This window comes from Streptomyces sp. NBC_00019 (assembly GCF_045041015.1).
Classification (GTDB): domain Bacteria; phylum Actinomycetota; class Actinomycetes; order Streptomycetales; family Streptomycetaceae; genus Streptomyces.
The window spans coordinates 6797561-6812324 of sequence record NZ_CP108302.1 but is presented as its reverse complement, the minus strand read 5'-3'; the positions used below and the strand labels follow the sequence as shown (position 1 = coordinate 6812324).

The following is a 14764-nucleotide window of genomic DNA, read 5'->3' as shown; positions in this document are numbered from 1 at the left end:
GGCCAGAGAATCACTCGATGTAGTGACATGTGCCCGGGTCGGGCTTTACGCAGGCACTTTCTCCCCGCTATAGCGGTGATCACACATCGAGTTCCCCGGCGCCCCCGCCGCCGCTCCCGCTGTCGTAGTCCTCGTCGTACGACGGCACCGTGGTGGCCAGGCCCAGAGCTTCGCGGGCGGTGACCGTGGACTTGCCGTCGACGAAGTCATAGCCGGCGTCGTAGTGCTCGTAGTACGTGTCGACGTCCTCCGCGTCCGCCGCCCTCGCCCACTCCTTGCGGGCGTCCTTCATGTCCTTCACGAAGTCGGCGACGGGCCGCGCGGCCTCGGCGGACCAGGAGCGGCCGCCCAGCGCCTCGGACTGCTCGCCGAGCGCGGTGTCGACGTCGGCCGCCCACTCCGTGTTCGCCGGGAGGTCGTCCTCGGCGTAGTCCTCGGGCTCCTCGTAGAGCACCGTGTCCAGGGCGTTGGCCGCCTTCAGGAAGGCCAGCTGGTCGGCGTCGAGGGTCGTCTCGTCGTTGCGCAGCGAGCCGGTCAGGCTCTTGTCCTCGTCGACGTTGCCGAACAGACAGGTGATCTCGCGGTCCCCGAAGGCCCAGCTGTCCTCGGACGGCAGCAGGTAGTAGACGTCCACGTCCTCCGGTACGGCCCAGGCGTCCATGGCGTACGTCTCCTGGAGCGCGTAGCACTTGTCGCCGGCGGTGTCCTCGATCGCGCTGTCGCCCGGGAAGTCGCCGCCGGGGAGCTTGACGACGGCGAACACCTCACCCTGGTGCGCCTGGGCGCAGGGCATCTCGTCGACGTCGTAGGTCTCGCCCGTCAGGGCATCGGTGCCCGAGTCGAAGCAGTCGCCCTTCTTGAGCGAGTAGGCGCTGCCCTCGCCGCTCGCGGCGTCCTTGAAGCCGTCCCAGAAGTCGGCGGCGGCGCCGGTGGTGAGCGACACGGTCCACAGGACGAGGCCCACCGAGGACAGCACGGAACCCGCGATCGCCATGCCCTTGCCGCGCTCGCCCTTCCTCTTGATCTGGCTCAGCGCGATGAGTCCCAGGACCAGCCCGACGGCCGGCAGGAAGCAGAGGATGCCGAGGACCAGGGCGGCGATGGCGAGGCCGTTGACGGGCACGGGCTGCGCGTATCCGCCGTAGCCGTAGCCCCAGGGGCCGGGCGGGGCGTAGGGGCCCGGCGGGTACGGCCCTTGGGGCTGGTGGGGGCCGGGAGGCGGGGGTATGGACACGGGTACCGTGCTCCTGGTTCGGGCTGGGGGTTCTCGGGAGAACTCACGTGCGACTTGGCGCATCGTAAGCGCGGGGTGAGTGGGGGCGGAATGGCGGTCACGAATGCGACGATCCGGGCGGTCAACGACCTGACCGTCCGGTGGGCGGGTGCCTCGGCGGGCGGGACGGTCTTCTCGGCGGCGGGCGTGTGGCCGCTGCTGGCGTTCCTGGCGGACGGCGCGACGGGCAGGGCACGGGGTGAGCTCGCGGAGGCCGTGGGGATGCCCGCGGAGGAAGCGGCGGGCGCGGCGCGGGAGTTGCTGGCCGCCATGGGACGGATGCGGGGGCTGGACTCGGCGCTCGGGCTGTGGACCAAGCGGACGCTGGAGCTGCGGGAGCGGTGGGAGGCGGGGCTGCCGCTGGAGGCGCACGGGGTGTTGACGGGCGATGTGGGCGTCGACAAGGGGGCGCTGGACGCGTGGGCGGTGAAGCGGACGGGCGGGCTGATCGAAGAGATGCCCGTGCAGGTGACCGAGGACACCGAGATGGTGCTGGCGAGTGCGCTGGCGTTGCGGACTGAGTGGCTGAGCCGGTTCTGGGAACGGCCCCTGTGGCCGCGGACGGGACCGTGGCAGGACAGGCAACTGGTGGGGCTGCGGCGGAGCAGTGAGGTGCTGGACCGGGTCGGGGTGGCCGATACGCCCGACGGTCATGTCACCGAGCTGAAGGTGCTGGGTGACAACGCCATCGACGTGCATCTGCTGCTCGGCGAGGAGCGGATGACGCCCGGGCAGGTGCTGGGGGCGGGCGTGGACCTCCTGGCGCGGAGGCGTGCGGTCGTGCCGGGTGATCGGCTGCCCTACGGGGAGGTCGGTCCGGGCCTGCGGGTCGGCAGGGTCCGCAGCGCGACGCCCGACCCTCCGATCCTGGACGTGACCGCCGTCGCCTTCGACATGAGCGCGAAGCATGACCTGCTGGAGCTCCACCACGTGTTCGGTCTCACCACAGCGAGAGACGCGAGCCGGGGGCACTTCCCCGACATCAGCGCCTCACCGCTGGCCATCGGCTCGGCCCGGCAGTCCGCCATGGCGAAGTTCACGGCCCTGGGCTTCCGTGCCGCCGCGGTGACGGCCATCGGCGCCATCGGCGCCGGTATACCCCGGCTCCGCTGGGTGACCACCAGGATCGACGCCACCTTCGACCGTCCCTTCGGCTTCCTCGCCGTGCACCGCCACTCGCGGCTCGTGCTCGCGTCGGGGTGGGTCACGGATCCGACGGAGTGCCCCGAAGACCCCGAGTACGACGAGGACTTCTGATGATCGACGCGGTGAACGGGCTGGCGGCCCGCTGGGCAGCCACCGTCGAGGGCGGGACCGTCTTCTCGGCGGCCGGTGTATGGCCCCTGCTCGCCTTCCTGGCGGACGGCGCGATGGGCAGGGCACGGGAGGAGCTGGCGGAGGCTCTCGGCGTCCCGGCGGAGCAAGCAGCGGCGGCGGCACGGGAGTTGCTGGCGACCATGGCCGCCGTCGACGGGCTGGACTCGGCGCTCGGACTGTGGACCAAGCGGTTCGTGGAGCTCCGGGAGGAGTGGGAGGCGGGGCTGCCGGCCGAGGCGCACGGCGTGCTCACCGGCGACCTCGACGCCGATCAGGAGGCCCTGGACGCCTGGGCCGCCAAGCGCACCGGCGGGGCGATCGGGCGGATGCCGGTGACGCTGGGGCCGGACTCCTCGCTGGTGCTGGCGACCGCGCTGGCGTTGCGGACGGACTGGGAGGTGCCGTTCCAGGGCGATCTGGTGCCGTGGTGCGGCCAGGACCGGTCCGGGCTCAGCCGCACCGACGCGGACCTGGACGGTGTGGCGGTGGCGCGGACGGAGGTCGGGGCGGTGACCGCGGCGCGGGTGCGGGGGACCGACGGCGTCGATGTGCATCTGCTGCTCGGGGACGAGGAGTTGACACCCGGGCAGGTGCTCGGCACCGGGGTGGACATCCTGGCGGGCACGGTGCCGGCCGTACCCGGGAGCCGTCTGCCGCTCGGCGCGGTCGGGCCCGGGCTCAGGATCGAGACGGTCCGCACCAAGAGCCCCGAGCCGCCGAGCATCACGCTGAGCACCGTCGAGTTCACGCTCGACGCGGATCACGATCTGCTGGCGCACCCCGGGTTGTTCGGTCTGGCCACGGCGTCCGACCGCGCCCCCGGCCACTTCCCCGGCATCAGCCGGGCGCCGCTCGCCCTCACAAAGGGACGGCAGTCGGCGACGGCGACGTTCGGCGCGGAGGGGTTCCGGGCGGCGGCCGTGACCGCGTACGTCATGGACTGGATGAGCTGGGAACCCGAGCCGTACGAGTCCAGGCGGGCCCACGTCGGCTTCGACCGCCCCTTCGGCTTCCTCGCCGTCCACCGCGACACACGGCTCGTCCTCGCGGCGGGCTGGGTCACCGACCCGAAGCCCTCCGCGAGGACGACCTGAAACCGACGGACCGTTGACGTACTAGAACTGCAGCGCCCAGGCGTCGATCCGCCCGGTGTCCAGCGCCGCGTTGTCACTGACCCTCAGCCGCCACGTGCCGGCCGCGGCCTCGGAGGAGGCGTTCACGGAGTACGTGGTGTTGATGTTGTCCGCGCTGCCGCCGGTGCCGTACGCCTTGAGGGTGTACGCCGTGCCGTCGGGGGCGATCAGCTGGACCTGGAGGTCGCCGATGTACGTGTGGACGATGTGCACCTCGACGGGCAGGGCCGAGGGCGCGTTGCCCGTGACGCCGGAGACGGTCACCGGGGACTCGGCGGTGGAGTTGTCGGCGATCGCGTAGTCCGCGGTGTTCTCGAAGCGCGGCCCTGGCGGGGTGACGGTGCCTCCGGGGACGTTCAGGAGCCGGTTGGGCGAGCCGGTGCCGGGGCTGGTGACGACGCCGGTGGAGGCGAGGCTCACCAGTGCGGAGGAGACCTGCGCGGGCGTCGAGGACGGGTTGGCCGCCAGGTAGAGCGCCGCCGCGCCGGCCACGTGCGGGGTCGCCATCGACGTACCGGAGATGGTGTTCGTGGCGGAGTCGCTGGTGTTCCACGTCGAGGTGATGGACGAGCCGGGGGCGAACAGGTCCAGGACCGTGCCGTAGTTGGAGTAGCTCGCCTTCGCGTCGGTCGAGGTGGTGGCGCCGACCGTGATGGCCTCCGTCACGCGAGCGGGCGACCGGGTGGAGGCGTTGGTCGTCTCGTTGCCGGCCGCGACGGCGAAGGTGACGCCGGAGGCGATGGCGTTGCGGACCGCGGTGTCCAGGGCGGTGTCGGCGGTGCCGCCGAGGGACATGTTGGCGACGGCCGGCTTGACCGCGTTCTGGGCGACCCAGTCGATGCCGGCGACGACCTGGGCGGTGGTGCCGGAGCCGGAGTTGTTCAGGACGCGGACGCCGACGATGCTCGCCTTCTTGGCGACGCCGTAGGCGGTTCCGGCGACCGTGCCGGCGACGTGGGTGCCGTGGCCGTTGCCGTCCTGGGCGGTGTTGTCGTTGTCGATGGCGTCGTAGCCGTAGCGGGCCCGGCCGCCGAAGTCGCTGTGGGTGATGCGGACGCCCGTGTCGATGATGTACGCCGTGACACCCGTGCCGGCCGAGTCCGGGTAGGTGTACGAGCTGTTCAGCGGGAGCGTCTTCTGGTCGATGCGGTCCAGGCCCCAGGACGGCGGGTTGGTCTGCGTCGCCGCGATGCTGAAGGTGCGGTTCTGGACCACGGAGGAGACGGCCGGGTCGGCGGCGAGACGTTTCGCCTCGGACGCGGAGGCCTCGATCGCATAGCCGTTGAGCGCCTTGGTGTAGGTGCGCTCGATGTCGGCGCCGTACTGCTCGGCCAGCGCCTTGCCCTGGGCGGAGCCCGACTTGGTGCCCGCCTTCAGTGTCACGATGTAGCTGTCGGCCACGGCGTTCGCCGCGCCCTCGTACTGGACACGGCCTTCGGGAGCGGCCGTGGCCGGGAGGGCGGAGACGAGGCTCGCGGCGAGTGCGGCGGTCATCGCCGCGCCGAGCACCGCACATCTTCGGTGACGCATCGCTGCCATCTGAGGGATCCTCCTCGATCGCTGGTGCGCTGATATGTTCATGTCAATTTGCTGTGGGGTTGCTGTGCGCCCGCCGAAAGATTGATGCCTCCGCAGGAATTGCACAAGGGCCCTGCAGGGCCCATCTACGCTGCGCACATGACCCCACTGCCGGACTGTTACTGCCCCGTCGACGGCACCCGCGTCCCCGGCGGTTCGCTCGTCTGGTGCTGCCCGGTCTGCCGAGGCCCCCTCGACCTCGACTTCCACCCCACCCCGGCATCGCTCAAGTCCCTTACCGGACGGGCGAACTCCCTGTGGCGGTACGCCGAGACACTCCCCCTCGCGGCCCCCTCGGTCTCCCTCGGCGAGGGCCGCACCCCGCTGGTCCCCCTGCGCGACGGCGTCTCGGCCAAGCTGGACTTCCTGATGCCGACCCTGTCCTTCAAGGACCGGGGCGCGGTGCTGCTCGCCGAACTGGCGCTGCGCCTGGAGCCGCGCCGGGTGGTCGCGGACAGCAGCGGCAACGCGGGCACCGCCGTCGCCGCGTACTGCGCTCGGGCGCGGCTGCCCTGCACGGTGTTCGTCCCCGAGGGCACGTCGGCGAAGAAGCTGGAGCAGATCGGGGCGCACGGGGCACGCCTGGAGGTGGTCGCCGGTGACCGTGAGGCGGCCGCGACGGCGGCCCGGGAGGCGGCGGACTCGGCGGGCACCTTCTACGCCTCCCATGTCTTCAACCCGTACTTCCTGCACGGCACGAAGACCTACGTCCATGAACTCTGGGAGGACCTCGGCGGCCGCCTCCCGGACGTCCTCGTCCTTCCCGTCGGCAACGGCACGCTGCTGCTGGGCGCGGCCCTGGCCGTCGCCGAGCTGCACGGCGCCGGACTGATCGACCGCCGCCCCGCCCTGTACGCGGTCCAGGCGGCGGCGGTGGCTCCGCTCGCCCAGGCCTGGCAGGAGGGGGCGGAGGATCTCGTCGGCACGACCGCGGCGGCGCCGACTCTCGCCGAGGGCATCGCGATCCCCCGGCCGCCGCGGGCGCGACAGATCCTGCGGGCGGTGCGGGAGTCCGGGGGCACCTTCGTGACGGTGACCGAGGATCAGATCCGGCACGCCCAGCGGGACCTGGCGTCGATGGGGCTGTTCGTGGAGTCGACGGGGGTGGCGTGCTGGGCGGCCGTGCGGGAGGGGGTGCTCGGGGAGCGGAGCGGGGTGGTGCCGCTGTGCGGGGCGGGGATGAAGTCGGGGCTGGCTGAGGCCTAGTTACGGCCGTTCCTTCTCCAGGAGCTCGACGCACCGCCCCAACAGCCCCACCAGGGCCTCGCGTTCCTCGTCCGTGAACTCGGCGGCCAGGGCCCGCTCCACCCGTACGGCGCGGGCGTCCGCGTCGGTCATGACGGCGCGGCCCTCGTCGGTGAGCCGGGTCTCCAGGACGTTGCGGTGCCACTCGTGGGGAGTGCGCTCGATGAGGGCGCGGTCCTGGAGGTTCTTCAGGACGGTGTTCATCGTCGGCGGTGTGACCCCGCACAGCCGGGCCAGGGCCGCGGCCGAGATCCCGGGGTTCTCGGAGAGGACGAGCAGCGCCGCGTACTGCGCGACGGTCAGGCCCGCCGGCTTCAGGACCGCGGTCTTCGTCGCGTTGAGAGCCTGTTCGGCCCGCTTGATGTGGGAGCCGAGGCGCTCGGAGGCGGGCATGGACGTCATCTGCGCATGGTAGCGGCCTCGACTATCGATAAGCCTTCACTCATTCATTAATCCATTGACGATGATTAGGACTCTAATCTACGTTCACACCCATCAGTCAGTGAGCAGCCGAACCGAGAGGCTCCGCCGTGTCCCGTACGATGCCCCGCCGCACCTTCCTGACCAGCGCCGCCGCCCTCACCGCCACCGCGGCCCTCCCTGCGACGCCCGCCGCGGCCGCACCCCGGATCACCACCGCCTTCGAACTGCCCGGCGACCGCGTCTACCCCGAGGGCATCGCCGTCGACCCGCGCACGGACGACGTGTACGTCGGCTCGTACGGCACCGGGACCGTGTACCGGGCGGCACACGGCCGCCGTAGGGCCGAGGTCTTCCTGCCCGCCGGAGCCGACGGCCGGACCACCGCCAACGGCATCAAGGCCGACCGCGCGGGCCGCCTGTGGGTCACCGACTCGACGGCGGGGGTCGATGTGTACGACATCCGCAGCCGTGCCCTGCTGGCCCGCTTCGCACCGCCCGGTGACACCCCGTTCCTGATCAACGACCTGGTGATCACCGCGGACGGCACGGCCTATGTGACCGACAGCTTCCGGCCGCTGGTGTACCGCGTCACCCCGGCCGACCTGGACCGTGCCCGCGGTGGCCGGGCGACGCTGAGCCCGTACGCCGATGTGAGCGGGGTCGGCGTACCGCGCGACGCGTACACCCTGAACGGCATCGCGACCGACGGGCGGCACCTGTTCGTCGTCGACATGGTCGTGGGCGATCTGTTCCGGGTGGACCTGGCCACCGGTGCCGTACGCCAAGTCGCTCTGCAAGGCGGGGACATGGCGCACGGGGACGGGCTGGAGCTGGTGGGCGGGACGCTGTGGGTCGCGCACAACGCGTCGAACACGCTCAGCAGGTGGCGGCTGGGCCGGGGTGCCGGATCGGCCCGGCTGGAGCGGCGGTTCACCGATCCCGGGCTGCAGATCCCGACCACGCTGGTGCGCAGTCGGGGGCAACTGCTGGTCGTGCGCTCCCAGTTCGACAAGGGCGGGCCGTTCGGGCCGGGGGTGCCGCAGACCCCGTTCACGGTGGCTCGGGTGGACGGGATCTGAGGGGCCGCTCGGGCGGTCAGTCGTCGAAGCCGGTCGCCCGGGTGGTCTTCGCCCACGCCGTGACGTCCTCGCGGACCTGGTCGAGGTGGCCCAGGACCGCGGTGACGCCGTCGTCGCCGAGCGGGAGGCGCAGGGGCGTGTGCTCTGCCTGGAGGGCGGCCAGGATCACCGCGGCCGCCTTGGCCGGGTCGCCGGGCTGGGAGCCGTCACCGCCGGCGACGACACCGCGGGTGCCGCTGACCTTGGCGTACACCCCGCTGTCCGCGCTCGCACCGGCCCGGTCCGCCTCGAACAGCGAGGTCCGGAAGGCGCCCGGCTCCACGATCAGCACCTTGATGCCGAACTCCGCGACCTCGTCCGCGAGCGCCTCGGACATGCCCTCCAGTGCGAACTTCGTCCCGCTGTAGGCGCCGAAGCCCGCGAAGGACATCTGCCCGCCCATGCTGCTCATCTGCACGATCGCCCCGGAGCGCCGCTCCCGCATCGACGGCAGCACGGCCCGCACGAGCGCCGCGGGCCCGAAGACGTGCACGTCGAACAGCGCGCGCAGCTCGTCCTCCCCGGTCTCCTCGAAGGCGCCTACATGGGTGCGGCCCGCGTTGTTGACGAGGACGTCGATCCGCCCGTGCCGCGCCACCACGTCCCGTACCGCCGCCTCGGCGGCCACCGTGTCGGCGACGTCCAGGCGCAGCGCCTCCACCTGGTCGGGGTGGGCGGCCACGAGGTCGGCCAGCGCCTCGGGCCGGCGGACGGCGCCCACGACGACGTCGCCGTCGGCGAGGGCGGCCTGCGCGATCTCCCGCCCGAATCCGCTGCTCGCCCCCGTGATCAGCCAGACCTTGTTCATCTCGATCCCCTTTTCCGATTGGCTCGTGAACCACCTTCCTGCGAAAGTCCGTTGCCCGTCCAAGACCCGCGGTGATAACCGATGGCTATGACAACGGACGTACACCTGAGGGATCTGCGCTACTTCCTCGCGGTGGCCGAGGAACTGCACTTCACCCGCGCGGCCGAACGGCTGTATGTGTCCCAGCCCGCTCTGAGCAAGCAAATACGGTCTCTGGAACGGCAGTTGGGCGTCGAGCTGTTCCGCCGCGATCGGCACGGCGTGACGCTCACCGGGGCCGGCGAGGCGCTGCTGCCGCACTCCCGGCGGGTGCTGGCCGACTGGGCGGAGGGGGCGTCGGCGGTGGCGGCGGCACGCTCGGCCCAGCGCAGCACGCTGGTCGTGGGGATGAGCACCAGCCCGGGCCGTGGCGGACCGCTGCCGGCGATCCGGTCCCGTTTCACCGCTGCCCATCCGGACGCGGCACTGCGTGTGCGCCAGGTGAGTTGAGCCCGAGCCGGTATGTCCTCGCCTGGCGGGAGGGGGACCGCAGACCGCTGGTGCGCGCGTACGCGGAGGCGTGCCGGTCGGTCGCGGGAGCCTGACAGGGCGGCTGCTTCGCGGCGCACCGGCGCTGTCTACGATCACCGCATGAGCGCGTGGAAGAGGGCCCTGGACGCGGCGGGGATCCGGGAGCCGGAGCTGCGGAGCGACTACGACGCCCAGCGGCGGCTGGTGGCACGCGAGCGGCGCAGTTCGTATCTTGCGGCCCGGGTGCTGCTGCCGCGGCCGATGCTGCCGCACGTGGTGGCCGCGACGGCCGTGATGCACCACGGGGACGACCTCCTGGACACCGGCCCGAAGCCCGGGCGGGTGGCGGCGTGGGCGTCCTGGGAGCAGCGGGTGCGCGAGGCGCTGGAGAAGGGCGTGGCCGACGATCCGCCGATCCGCGCGTTCCTGCACACCGTGACCGCTCATCCGCGGCTCCGGGAGGCGACGGAGGAGTATCTGGCCACCGCCACGGCCGAGTTGGAGTTCACCGGCTTCACGACGGAGGCCGACTTCCAGACCTATGTGGACGCCTACTCGCTGCCCGCTTACCTGCTGGTCGGCACCTTGCTGGGGCCGCAGACCGACGACGGGCCGTACCGGGCGCTGTCCCGGACCCTCATCGAGGGCAGCCAGCGGCTGGACTTCGTCAACGACCTCGCCGAGGACCTCCCGGAAGGCCGCCTCGGCATCCCGACCGAGACGCTGCGGCGCTACTCGCTCACGGCTGAGGACCTCACGGCGGGCCGAGCCTCACCGGGCCTGCGCGACTTGGTGCACGACCAGGTCGACGCCGCCCGGACCGCCCTGAAGGTGGCACGCGAACTGCCCGCCCTGGCGGCGCCCCCGGGCCGGGCGCTGCTGAGCGCGGTGATCGAGATCGAACTCCTGACCGCGGACGCGGTGTCGGCGCGCGGAACGGGGCTGCTGCACGGCTCCGCGAGCCCGCCGCTGCCGGGCACGCTGCGGGTGCTGCGGAACGCCCGCAAGCTGCGCCGAACGACGTCCTGACCGGGAGCTCCCGACGACGTGAAGGCGGTCGCCCCCGTTGACGATCTCGTGGCCCGGTCCCGGTCGGATCGCTACGGTTGAGCCATGTCCGCACTGCCCGACTGGATGCGCCCGCCGCGCGCGGAAGGCTGGTTCGCGGAGGACCTGGACCGCCTCCCCGAGGCACCCCGCCATACCGAGCTGATCGACGGAGCTCTCGTCTTCATGCTGTCGCCCCAGCGGTGGTGGCACGGCCACCTCGTCACCATGCTCACCGTCGCTCTCATGGAGCAGGCACCCGCCGATGTCAGAGTCGGCCGCGAGATGACCATAAAACTGGACGACCGAAACCGGCCCGAGCCGGATCTGCTGTTGACGACAGCCACGTACGACGGAGACCGCACCTGGTTCACACCGGACGAGGTACGGCTCGTCATCGAGGTCGTCTCCCCCGAGTCCGCCCACCGCGACCGCACGGTGAAGCTCCGCAAGTACGCGGAGGCCGGCATCCCGCACTACTGGTGCGTCGAGGACGAGGGCGGGGCGCCCGTCGTCCACGTCTACGAACTCGACGAACCGACCGGCCGCTACGCACCCGGGGGTATCTTCCGGGGCACCCTGGAGCGCCCGGTGCCTTTCGAAATCAGCCTGGATCTCGACAAGCTCACCCCGCCGAGCGGGAAGTGGAAGTCGTACGGGAACGCGGAGGGGGCCGGGCTCACCAGAGCCCGGCCCCCTCCGTTGCGGCTGATCAGACGTTGAAGCGGAACGTCGACTACAACGCTCCCACCCGCTGAAACGGGCATCTGCGAGATCCAAGTCAGCACAGAATCAGCACGGTTCGAACAAGGTGGCGTCGAACGGTTCATCGCCTACGCGGCGTTCGGACAGCCGCACGCGCTCGGCCCTCGGGACTGGTGACGTCGCATGTTCATGTGTCGCGTGTTCGCAGTGCAAGAATGATCCGTCCTCACGCGGAGTGAACCTTGTGCGCCGCAGATACGGGGCGTTCCAGCCGCGGGGGAAGGAGGCACCGGCGGGGACCATCAGGTTGGTGCGCTCGTCGCACGCCAGGATGGTCCTGAGCCAGGTGCGTACCGCGAGGTGGAAGTCGTACGTGAGCGGCGCGGGCGCGAGCAGCCAGTCGCGGCACTGACTGCCCACGTGCCGACGGTAGTCGCCGCGGTTTCTGCCGGGCCACGGGCTCTCCGGCTGGAGGAGATGCAGTCCGTATCCCAGCTCGGCGAGCACATCCAAGGCCCGCCCCAAGGCGTCATGGTCGGAGCCGGGCAGGATCTCCAGCACGATCCAGGGCCGGTGCCGGCGCACCGTCTCCAGCGCGCCCGCCAGCACCTGGCCCTCCAGCGTCTCCACATCGATCTTGATGAGGTGGGGCCGGGCCGACCGTTCCTCGGTGAACGCGTCCAGCGTGGTGACCGGCACGCTCACGGTCTCGGTGTGCTTGCGATGCGCGGCGTTGAGGGAGTTGGAGGATTCGGCCTTCAGGGACAGGTAGAGCTCGGCGGTGCCCGGCGTGTCGGAGACCGCCGAGGTGATCAGCTCGAAGCCGAGGCCGTTGTGCCGGCGGATGTCCCCACAGATGCGTGCCGTGTCCGGTGTCGGTTCGAAGGCGTGCACCGACAGCCGATGGCCGTACACCGCGTCGATCAGTGCCGCGTAGAGCCCGATGTGCGCGCCGACGTCGTACACCGCGCTGCCCGGCGGCGCCTGCTGCGCCAGAGCCAGCAGCGTCGCCTGGGTCACGGGCTCGTACCCCGCCAGGCCCGATCGACGCAGCTGCCGCTGTACGGCGGTCTGCTTGCGGCTCAGGACGTTGAGCGCCCGTGGATAGGAGCCGTCGGCCTCGAGGACGCCGGAATGGTGAGGGAGCCTGATGGCGAGGGGCATGGCAGGGAGAGCTCTTCCTTGTGGTCGGGCTGGTGCTCGAAGGGACTGGGGGCGGGGAAGTAGCCGTCCAGGAAACGCTGTACGAGGTCCACATCGGTGTGGCGCTCGGCGTCGCAGGTCACCGTGTCGTTGAGGCAGAAGGCGACATTCGATCTGGAGGCCAGCAGACGGCCCAGCCGCGGGGCGATGTCGGGCTGGGAGATGTCGATGTAGTCGTAGCGGATGCCGCCGGGCACGGCCCGGCCCGTGTGGAATGCGTAGTAGTGGTGCAGCGAGTTGGTGATCGAGATGTCGTCCGGGCTGCGGAAGGCGTGGGCGGCGGTGCGCCGGTGTTCGTCCGCGAAGACCTGTTCGATCTCCGCGAGCACACTGCGCCGCAGCGCGCACGGTGTGTGCTTCATCTTCTGGGTGATGCTGCTGCCGAAGCGGGCCTGAAGGAGCCGGCGGTTGGTGAGGCCCGCGGCGGAGACCGGTACGTCGTCCGCGCCCGCGCTTCCGACGGGCGGCAGCAACGCCTTCGAGAGGAAGAACTTGCTGATGCCGTTGGCCAGGAAGAACTGCTGCGGCACCGTGGGGCGCCCGAGGAAGACGTCGTCGTTGAAGTAGAGGAACTGCTCGGCGAGCCCCTCGATGTGATGCAGCTGGCTCTCGATGGCGTGCGAGTTGAACGTCGGGAGCACGGCAGGGTCCGTGAAGATCTCCCGGTGGTCGACGACCGTGAGCCGGGGATGTCCGGTGTCCAGCCAACCGGGCACCTGCTGGTCGGTGACGAGGTAGACGTGCCGGATCCAGGGGGCGTACATGTGCAGCGAGCGCAGCGAATAGCGCAGCTCGTCGCGGCTGAGATAGCGGGCCGCGTTGGCGGCCTGCGGGTGGTACGGCTCCCCCACGACCGTCGCGCGGCGCCGCTGCCATTCGGGGTCGGAGCCGTCGACCCAGGTGTACACGGCGTCGACGGGGAAGTGGATGTCGTCGGGCACCGGCTCGGCGAACTCGCGCCGGGTGCGTACGGCGGCGGGCTGCGGCCGGGTGTGCTCGGACGCGAGTCGGGTGAAGCGGCGACCGGGGACCTCGACCGTGGGTGCCTCCCGGCAGACGCGCTCACAGGTACGGTTGCGGCGCGGCGCCACGAGTTCGGCGCCCCCCTCGGACGGTCGCCAGACCTCGATGTCGCAGCCGTAGCCCGCACCGAGCACCATGCCGGGTGCGGCGGCGTCGGCCAGATAGCAGAAGACGCGGATGACCTGCCGGCCGGCGGCCCGGTGCCAGGAACGCCGGGAGCCGGCCGGTTCGGCGCGCCGGTCCCGGGCCCGCTCGGATCCACCCGTCCGCGTGAGGTACGCCGGCACGTCCGCGCCCATGGCGACCAGTGCGCTTTCGGCTGCCGCCCGGTCTTCGGAGCTGATCCCCACGGCGGAGGAGGTGCTCGCGGCATTGCGTACGACGAAGTGCTCCACGCCCGCCTTTTCCAGCGTGCTCAGCACCAGTCGCAGATTGTGCTCCCGGGCCAGAAGGGGCGTCACACCCTCCTGCAGCAGGGCGATACGGGTCCCTCCGGCGGTCCGTACTGGCACCCGTTCGCCGTCCCGCAGCAGTCCCAGGCGCTTCAGGCGCGCGCAGAGCCGGCGGTGCCGCGCCTCGCGCACCAAGGACGCCGGTCTCTCCAGCCGCTGCCGCAGCCTCTCCCACTGCTCCGCACCGAACCGGGCCCGCACGGCCCTGCGCATCCGCAGGGGCAGCAGCCTCCGATAGATCCTGAGCACCGCGGACGGCGGTGGAGCCTGAAGCTGCGCGGCGCGCCGCGCATCGGCCTGCGCCGGGAGTTTGATGGTCATGGCACACCCCTGGTCTGTCTCGTCCAGGTGTCTATGCACTTGCCCGCCGGGCGAATATCGCATATAGGCGGAAACAGCCCGATTGTCCTAATGCCTCAGCCTCCCGCGGCAGGCCGGTCGGCGCACAAGACACGCGATCTTGTCTGAGGGCACCGATGTCCACGAGGTGACCCGTGCTGTCTCCGCCCCCCTCTACTACCGCCTGGCGGCGAGAGCCTCGACGGAGCCCTCCACCGGCCAATAGGTCAGCACCGAATCAGCACCGGCCGATTTCCCGGCAGCGCTGCCAGGCGCGGGACACGAGGTGTCCGTAGATGTGACGGTGACTTTGATGGGCCTGTCGCCGAGTGAGCGGGAAACCTCGTGAATGGGGATGCCGTTCACGAGCGCCGTCGAGGCGAAGAAGTCCCGCAGGGGGCGCGGCGTGTACTTCGCCCGGCCCTGGCTGTCCACCAGCCCCGCAGCCGTGGACGCCTTCTTGAAGTGGTGGCCGTACGTCGAAATAGCGACGCCCGGATCCCGTACGGCGCTCAGAGTCCGCACAATGCGGCGCAGGCTGGCGTGCCGCCGCCGGTACAGCGGCGGCGCATCAGTCGGTGCCGCGTGGC

13 protein-coding genes and 1 pseudogene are annotated in these 14764 nt (G+C 71.3%); 7 read left to right on the top strand and 7 right to left on the bottom strand.

What is annotated here, in order from left to right; genetic code table 11:
- Nucleotides 1–79: 79 nt before the first annotated feature.
- Entirely contained in the window at nucleotides 80–1234 is a 1155-nt protein-coding gene (locus OHU89_RS32300) for a DUF4190 domain-containing protein (protein WP_266888496.1), read from the bottom strand.
- Between the two features lie 90 nt (nucleotides 1235–1324).
- Here OHU89_RS32300 and OHU89_RS32295 point away from each other — a divergent pair, with 90 nt between their 5' ends.
- Together OHU89_RS32295 and OHU89_RS32290 are read left to right on the top strand one after the other, a co-directional pair.
- Nucleotides 1325–2530, top strand: a complete 1206-nt coding sequence (locus OHU89_RS32295) for a serpin family protein (protein ID WP_405648143.1) — start codon at nucleotides 1325–1327, stop codon at nucleotides 2528–2530.
- On the top strand, nucleotides 2530–3684 hold the full coding sequence (locus OHU89_RS32290; RefSeq protein ID WP_405648141.1) for a serpin family protein: 1155 nt from the start codon (nucleotides 2530–2532) through the stop codon (nucleotides 3682–3684). Before OHU89_RS32295 ends, OHU89_RS32290 begins: the two co-directional genes overlap by 1 nt.
- Nucleotides 3685–3705: 21 nt before the next feature.
- Here the strand turns inward: OHU89_RS32290 and OHU89_RS32285 are convergent, their stop codons facing one another.
- The gene (locus OHU89_RS32285) at nucleotides 3706–5262 is read right to left on the bottom strand and encodes a S8 family peptidase (protein ID WP_405648139.1); all 1557 of its coding nucleotides are present in this window, start codon (nucleotides 5260–5262) and stop codon (nucleotides 3706–3708) included.
- 138 nt (nucleotides 5263–5400) lie between these two features.
- Between OHU89_RS32285 and OHU89_RS32280 the strand changes: the two genes are divergently transcribed.
- Nucleotides 5401–6507: a pyridoxal-phosphate dependent enzyme gene (locus tag OHU89_RS32280; RefSeq protein WP_405648137.1), complete on the top strand. Its 1107-nt coding sequence runs from the start codon at nucleotides 5401–5403 to the stop codon at nucleotides 6505–6507.
- Here the strand turns inward: OHU89_RS32280 and OHU89_RS32275 are convergent, their stop codons facing one another.
- The gene (locus OHU89_RS32275; protein WP_266888507.1) at nucleotides 6508–6948 is read right to left on the bottom strand and encodes a MarR family winged helix-turn-helix transcriptional regulator; all 441 of its coding nucleotides are present in this window, start codon (nucleotides 6946–6948) and stop codon (nucleotides 6508–6510) included.
- Between the two features lie 128 nt (nucleotides 6949–7076).
- Here OHU89_RS32275 and OHU89_RS32270 point away from each other — a divergent pair, with 128 nt between their 5' ends.
- Complete coding sequence (locus tag OHU89_RS32270; RefSeq protein WP_405648134.1) at nucleotides 7077–8048, top strand: SMP-30/gluconolactonase/LRE family protein; 972 nt, start codon at nucleotides 7077–7079, stop codon at nucleotides 8046–8048.
- 16 nt (nucleotides 8049–8064) lie between these two features.
- On the opposite strand, the gene OHU89_RS32265 is transcribed toward OHU89_RS32270, so the two are convergent.
- Nucleotides 8065–8895 carry an oxidoreductase gene (locus tag OHU89_RS32265; protein ID WP_405648132.1) on the bottom strand — a complete coding sequence of 277 codons (831 nt, stop codon included), beginning with the start codon at nucleotides 8893–8895 and terminating at the stop codon, nucleotides 8065–8067.
- 81 nt (nucleotides 8896–8976) lie between these two features.
- Between OHU89_RS32265 and OHU89_RS32260 the strand changes: the two are divergent.
- The 3 genes and pseudogenes from OHU89_RS32260 to OHU89_RS32250 all read left to right on the top strand — a co-directional run.
- A pseudogene (locus OHU89_RS32260) lies at nucleotides 8977–9381 on the top strand (LysR family transcriptional regulator); the annotation flags it as partial.
- Nucleotides 9382–9525: 144 nt separating this feature from the next.
- Nucleotides 9526–10434, top strand: a complete 909-nt coding sequence (locus OHU89_RS32255) for a squalene/phytoene synthase family protein (protein ID WP_405648131.1) — start codon at nucleotides 9526–9528, stop codon at nucleotides 10432–10434.
- A gap of 84 nt (nucleotides 10435–10518) precedes the next feature.
- Entirely contained in the window at nucleotides 10519–11175 is a 657-nt protein-coding gene (locus tag OHU89_RS32250; RefSeq protein ID WP_405648128.1) for a Uma2 family endonuclease, read from the top strand.
- Nucleotides 11176–11244: 69 nt separating this feature from the next.
- Here the strand turns inward: OHU89_RS32250 and OHU89_RS32245 are convergent, their stop codons facing one another.
- The 3 genes from OHU89_RS32245 to OHU89_RS32235 all read right to left on the bottom strand — a co-directional run bounded on the left by OHU89_RS32245 (nucleotide 11245) and on the right by OHU89_RS32235 (nucleotide 14699).
- Complete coding sequence (locus OHU89_RS32245; RefSeq protein ID WP_405648125.1) at nucleotides 11245–12321, bottom strand: FkbM family methyltransferase; 1077 nt, start codon at nucleotides 12319–12321, stop codon at nucleotides 11245–11247.
- Nucleotides 12240–14156, bottom strand: a complete 1917-nt coding sequence (locus tag OHU89_RS32240) for a stealth family protein (RefSeq protein ID WP_405648123.1) — start codon at nucleotides 14154–14156, stop codon at nucleotides 12240–12242. Before OHU89_RS32240 ends, OHU89_RS32245 begins: the two co-directional genes overlap by 82 nt.
- Before the next feature lie 195 nt (nucleotides 14157–14351).
- Nucleotides 14352–14699 (bottom strand): hypothetical protein, encoded by a 348-nt coding sequence (locus OHU89_RS32235; protein ID WP_405648122.1) that lies wholly within the window; start codon nucleotides 14697–14699, stop codon nucleotides 14352–14354.
- Nucleotides 14700–14764 lie beyond the last annotated feature (65 nt).

Excerpts from the sequence above, each read along its gene's own strand:
- OHU89_RS32295 (WP_405648143.1), top strand. The coding sequence starts at position 1,325 with ATGGCGGTCACGAATGCGACGATCCGGGCGGTCAACGACCTGACCGTC.
- OHU89_RS32290 (WP_405648141.1), top strand. The coding sequence starts at position 2,530 with ATGATCGACGCGGTGAACGGGCTGGCGGCCCGCTGGGCAGCCACCGTC.
- OHU89_RS32285 (WP_405648139.1), bottom strand. The coding sequence starts at position 5,262 with ATGGCAGCGATGCGTCACCGAAGATGTGCGGTGCTCGGCGCGGCGATG.
- OHU89_RS32280 (WP_405648137.1), top strand. The coding sequence starts at position 5,401 with ATGACCCCACTGCCGGACTGTTACTGCCCCGTCGACGGCACCCGCGTC.
- OHU89_RS32275 (WP_266888507.1), bottom strand. The coding sequence starts at position 6,948 with ATGACGTCCATGCCCGCCTCCGAGCGCCTCGGCTCCCACATCAAGCGG.
- OHU89_RS32265 (WP_405648132.1), bottom strand. The coding sequence starts at position 8,895 with ATGAACAAGGTCTGGCTGATCACGGGGGCGAGCAGCGGATTCGGGCGG.
- OHU89_RS32255 (WP_405648131.1), top strand. The coding sequence starts at position 9,526 with ATGAGCGCGTGGAAGAGGGCCCTGGACGCGGCGGGGATCCGGGAGCCG.
- OHU89_RS32250 (WP_405648128.1), top strand. The coding sequence starts at position 10,519 with ATGTCCGCACTGCCCGACTGGATGCGCCCGCCGCGCGCGGAAGGCTGG.
- OHU89_RS32245 (WP_405648125.1), bottom strand. The coding sequence starts at position 12,321 with ATGCCCCTCGCCATCAGGCTCCCTCACCATTCCGGCGTCCTCGAGGCC.
- OHU89_RS32240 (WP_405648123.1), bottom strand. The coding sequence starts at position 14,156 with ATGACCATCAAACTCCCGGCGCAGGCCGATGCGCGGCGCGCCGCGCAG.